Annotated in this window: 4 protein-coding genes; 3 read left to right on the top strand and 1 reads right to left on the bottom strand. The window is 41.3% G+C overall.

All coding sequences use genetic code 11. From position 1 onward, the window contains the following. Nucleotides 1–193 precede the first annotated feature (193 nt). On the top strand, nt 194–712 hold the full coding sequence (locus Q0081_RS05075; RefSeq protein ID WP_298350010.1) for a Uma2 family endonuclease: 519 nt from the start codon (nt 194–196) through the stop codon (nt 710–712). Here the strand turns inward: Q0081_RS05075 and Q0081_RS05070 are convergent. Next, a complete protein-coding gene (locus tag Q0081_RS05070; protein WP_298350012.1) occupies nt 678–1100 on the bottom strand; it encodes an ABA4-like family protein in 423 nt (140 codons plus the stop codon). The two genes, Q0081_RS05075 and Q0081_RS05070, sit on opposite strands and share 35 nt — an antisense overlap. Nucleotides 1101–1215: 115 nt before the next feature. Here Q0081_RS05070 and Q0081_RS05065 point away from each other — a divergent pair, with 115 nt between their 5' ends. Beyond that, complete coding sequence (locus Q0081_RS05065; protein ID WP_298350009.1) at nt 1216–1767, top strand: cob(I)yrinic acid a,c-diamide adenosyltransferase; 552 nt, start codon at nt 1216–1218, stop codon at nt 1765–1767. Between the two features lie 208 nt (nt 1768–1975). Further along, nucleotides 1976–3043 carry a branched-chain amino acid aminotransferase gene (locus Q0081_RS05060; RefSeq protein WP_298350006.1) on the top strand — a complete coding sequence of 356 codons (1068 nt, stop codon included), beginning with the start codon at nt 1976–1978 and terminating at the stop codon, nt 3041–3043. Nucleotides 3044–3300: the final 257 nt, after the last annotated feature.

Below are 3300 nucleotides of genomic sequence, written 5' to 3'. Positions count from 1 at the left end.
TGTGTACCTCTTGTAATTCAAAGGGATATCCTATCGGTAACAACTCACTTAGGTCGTCTATTAGTGACATAGCGTTTTTGATACAAAATTACATCATGCAAGTAAATTCATAAAGTACCATTCTAAGTTTTATAGAAATGCTCAGGCAAGCTCAAAAAGAAGCTGTATTTTTGAAAAAGCAAGTGAGTAGATTATGAAATCAGTATCTGAAAGATTGTACACTGTCGAAGAATACTTCGCTTTTTGTGAACAAAATACGGGGCGTTTTGAGTACGTAAATGGCAAAATTATAGAAATAGGCAAAAAAAGAAGCCTACAGTCAACTAATTTTCAAATTATCAGCAACATTAAAGAGCATTTTGGGCATCTCATCAACCCTGATTTTTTCTTTTTCCACGAAAGTGTTAATCAAAAAAAACAGGCGACCGAGCCGATTTTTATCGTTGAAGTATTGTCGGAAAGCAGTATTAATACGGATCGTGTCACCAAATTGGCCGAATACACTCAAATCCCAACGTTGCAGTATTACTTGATTATTGAGCAAGAAGAATGTTTAGTGGAAGTTTTTAATCGTGAAGGGAAACGTTGGTACGTTGATTTTTACAGCGATTTAAAAGAAACCATTGATTTACCTGCGTTGGATGTAAAGCTGCCCTTATCCGTAATTTACAAAAAAATCAATTTACCTGCCGCGTCTTCACCGTCCGAATAACCCAATAGAGCAGCAACCCAATCGGGCCCAACATGAAACAAAAGAAGAGCGGAACGACAATCCAACCGTGAGGTATCCCTTTCGACTGCGCATTTTGCAGGACAAAACTTCCCGCTACCAAATCAAACGCCAAGTAGTGAATCCAACCTGCTAAAACAGCGCCGTCTCCTCCCTTTGAAAACAAACTTTTTACTCCTTCCAAAGAACCAAAGTCACTAAAATTTAATGGGCCGCCACTAAACAGGAAGTAGGCGTACATACATGCTAACAAAACAGGAATCAAGTAGGAACGTACGAGCCATTGAGTTACACTCCAACGAGGTGCAAAAATCATCAAAAGCCACTGAGGTAATACGAGCGCATTCGCGATTTGAAAAGCGGTTTCCATCATTGGTAAACTTTGTTGAGGTTCTATTTCCGTTTGACAAGTTAAACCGTTTTACTGATAAGTTTGTTGGGATACTAAAAATAAGAATCTTGAAACCTGTCTGTCTTTTCAATCCATGAAAATTTATACTAAAACCGGCGACAAAGGTACCACTTCGCTCGTAGGCGGAACACGCGTAAGCAAAGCTGATTTACGAATTGATACCTATGGTACCGTAGATGAACTCAACTCATACATTGGCCTTGTACGCGATCAACCGGTTAACGAAATACGCCGCGAAATTTTAAAATACATTCAGGACCGTCTCTTTACCATTGGTTCCATTTTGGCTTCTGAACCTGACAATAAAAAACATTTTATTCCCGACTTGCACGAAGAAGACATCACGGCTATGGAACTCGCCATGGACGAAATGAACACGGAGTTGGAACCGATGCGCTCCTTTATTTTACCCGGAGGACATCAATCTGTTTCATTTTGCCACGTTGCCCGAACCGTTTGTCGTCGTGCAGAGCGTTTGGTGATTGCGCTCGATGAATCGGAATCGGTAGAATCGGAGGTGATTCGGTATTTAAATCGACTTTCAGATTATTTATTTGTGCTTTCGCGAAAGATGGCACAAGAATTGGAGGTAGAAGAAATAAAATGGGAAGGAAGAAAGAAGTGAGCAAGTGGGCAAAATAGCAAGAGGCAGATTTGTTATTTTTTGCAAACTTGCCCCTTGCTATTTTGCCCACTTGCCTTTTGCACACTTGCTAATTTGCTGATATTTGAATAAGTAAATGAATATTTTCTTGGCTTTTTCCTGAATTTTAAAAATATTTGTATTGACAACTAATTTTTAGTCAACTTACATTTAGTAAAACAACAAAATAATGACAACGGACACATTGGACATGGAAATTCAACGCGTGGAAGCTTCGCGTATCCATGAAGTAGATTTTGACAATTTGGTATTTGGTCGCCATTATTCTGACCACATGTTTGTCGCTGACTACATCGACGGCGAATGGACCAACCTTCAAATTGTGCCCTACGCCAACCTCAGCCTCAGCCCTGCTACGGCCTCCCTCCACTACGGGCAGGCGATTTTTGAAGGAATGAAAGCCTACAAAAACGACGCAAATGAGGTGCTCATGTTCCGTCCGTTGGACAACTGGGCGCGTTTTAATAAATCGGCTGCCCGGATGTGTATGCCAGAAGTCCCCGAAGATATTTTCATGGGAGGTTTGACAGAACTGCTTCGTATAGATGCAGCCTGGATTCCTACCACGCCTGATGCGTCTTTGTATGTTCGTCCTTATATGTTCTCAACCGATGCGTACATTGGAGTACGTCCTTCCGAAACTTATAAATTTATCATTTTCACGGGACCAGTGGGTAAGTATTATTCAAAACCTCCCCGCGTAAAAGTAGAACAACACTATATCCGTGCCGCTGAGGGTGGCGTTGGAGCTGCCAAATGTGCCGGTAACTACGGCGGTTCGCTGTATCCTGCTAAACTGGCCCAACAACAAGGCTACGACCAAATCATTTGGACGGATGCTCGCGATCACGCCTTTGTGGAAGAATCAGGTACGATGAACGTTATGTTTTTCATGGACGGCAAACTCATTACTCCCGCTACTTCCGATACTATTTTGAACGGGGTAACGCGCAATACCATTGTGGACATTGCCCATTATTGGGGAATTCCCGTGGAAGAACGCAAAGTGGCCGTGAAAGAAGTCATTGACGCCTTGAAAGAAGGACGCCTGGAAGCTGCGTTTGGTGCCGGAACTGCCGTTGTAGTTTCACCATTTGGCGTGATTGGCTTTGAAGGAACTGACTACGAACTCCCTGCCGTGACTGACGAATCTTTTGTAACACGCGTTAAAAACTTTTTAACCGACATTCGTACCGGCAAAGTAGAAGACCCGTTTGGTTGGGTGGTAAAAGCGTAAAATAGTAATCTTATAAAAAAGCGTCGGTCAGGTTTAAGCCTACCGACGCTTTTTATGATGGGTCAGCATTTTACTATCTCTAAAAGCAAAGATTATGTTGGAGAGTAATAGCCATTAGAAACTTGTAATCCTAAATAACTATAATGTACCCCAATTTTAGGACAGAGAAAGTAGGTTTTTATAAGTAAAAACTTGTTATCTATAATTTTAAAATAATACAAAAATGGGAAAGCGCATTAGACGCAATTATGACGAGA

It is taken from the genome of Runella sp., assembly GCF_027484545.1.
Taxonomy (GTDB): domain Bacteria; phylum Bacteroidota; class Bacteroidia; order Cytophagales; family Spirosomataceae; genus Runella.
The sequence above is the reverse complement of the archived record's forward strand: the minus strand, read 5'-3'. Positions and strand labels throughout refer to the sequence as shown.

Excerpts from the sequence above, each read along its gene's own strand:
- Q0081_RS05075 (WP_298350010.1), top strand. The coding sequence starts at position 194 with ATGAAATCAGTATCTGAAAGATTGTACACTGTCGAAGAATACTTCGCT.
- Q0081_RS05070 (WP_298350012.1), bottom strand. The coding sequence starts at position 1,100 with ATGGAAACCGCTTTTCAAATCGCGAATGCGCTCGTATTACCTCAGTGG.
- Q0081_RS05065 (WP_298350009.1), top strand. The coding sequence starts at position 1,216 with ATGAAAATTTATACTAAAACCGGCGACAAAGGTACCACTTCGCTCGTA.
- Q0081_RS05060 (WP_298350006.1), top strand. The coding sequence starts at position 1,976 with ATGACAACGGACACATTGGACATGGAAATTCAACGCGTGGAAGCTTCG.